Genomic DNA, 973 nt, shown 5'->3' on the forward strand with positions numbered 1-973 from the left:
GACCTGGCCACGCCCGAGCAGCACGGCAAGCCGGAATGGGAGCCCCTGCGCATCCTCGACAGCCAGGTCGAGCGCCTGGAGCAGGAGATCGACCTGGTGAACGGCGAGATGAGTCCTTTGACTTCGTTTGTGCTCCCCGCCGGGTCGGCCGCTGCGGCGGCTTTACATGTGGCGCGCACCGTTTGCCGCCGGGCCGAACGGACCTGCGTGGCGCTATCGGGGACTGAGGGAGAGATCGTCGGGGCGCCGGCGATCAAGTATCTGAACCGGCTGTCGGACCTGCTGTTCGTCGCCGCGCGGTGGAGCAACGACAAGGGCAAGGCCGACGTGCTGTGGAAGCCGGGCGCGACGCGGTAACTACCAAACTCCGTTTCCCCGGCGAAAGCCGGGGCCCAGATACATCCGGAAAGTTTGGGGCGAACGCGCCTTACGGCTTCGGCTTATCCGCAGCAGCAGTGGGCTCGACCTGGGCCCCGGCTTTCGCCGGGGAAGTCGGGGAAGAGGTAGCCTTCTCCCCATTGATCGGCGGGGTCCCCGCCGGGCGCCGCGTCATGGTCTCGATCGGATACACCGTCGCGCACTTCAGCCACTTGCCGGCCCAGGCGCCGCCGCGCGCCTCGCACTTCTCTTTCGGCCACACCCACATGGCGTGATAGGCCAGTACGCCCGCGCTGCCGAGCAGGAACAGGCCCAGGAAGATGTACTTCAGACGGTTGATGGTCTTGTTCATGGCGGCCCCTTACCGTCTTTCCGTCCTTAAGGGAATTGGCCCGATCGGCGCGGCCGAGACCCAAACCCCAGAAAATCGTACAACTGTTTGAACCAACGGGTCGATTACGCATTACGCTTACGCAAAGGGAAACTTGCATTGCGGCGCCGAAGGGGTAAGTCGGTGACCCAAGCAGGAGACAACACAAGCCTGGAGGCGGTGGAAACCGATGAAGGTCCTAGTCCCGGTCAAACGGGTTATCGA

The 973-nt window shown here is 64.1% G+C and carries 2 protein-coding genes; one reads left to right on the plus strand and one right to left on the minus strand.

Going from position 1 to position 973, the window contains the following annotated elements:
• The coding region (locus tag J7528_RS23510) for a cob(I)yrinic acid a,c-diamide adenosyltransferase (protein ID WP_291879691.1) at positions 1–357 on the plus strand (357 nt) is incomplete at its 5' end.
• Between the two features lie 70 nt (positions 358–427).
• Here the strand turns inward: J7528_RS23510 and J7528_RS23515 are convergent.
• The gene (locus J7528_RS23515; RefSeq protein WP_291879693.1) at positions 428–730 is read right to left on the minus strand and encodes a hypothetical protein; all 303 of its coding nucleotides are present in this window, start codon (positions 728–730) and stop codon (positions 428–430) included.
• Positions 731–973: the final 243 nt, after the last annotated feature.

This window comes from Caulobacter sp., assembly GCF_017744445.1.
Lineage (GTDB): Bacteria > Pseudomonadota > Alphaproteobacteria > Caulobacterales > Caulobacteraceae > Caulobacter.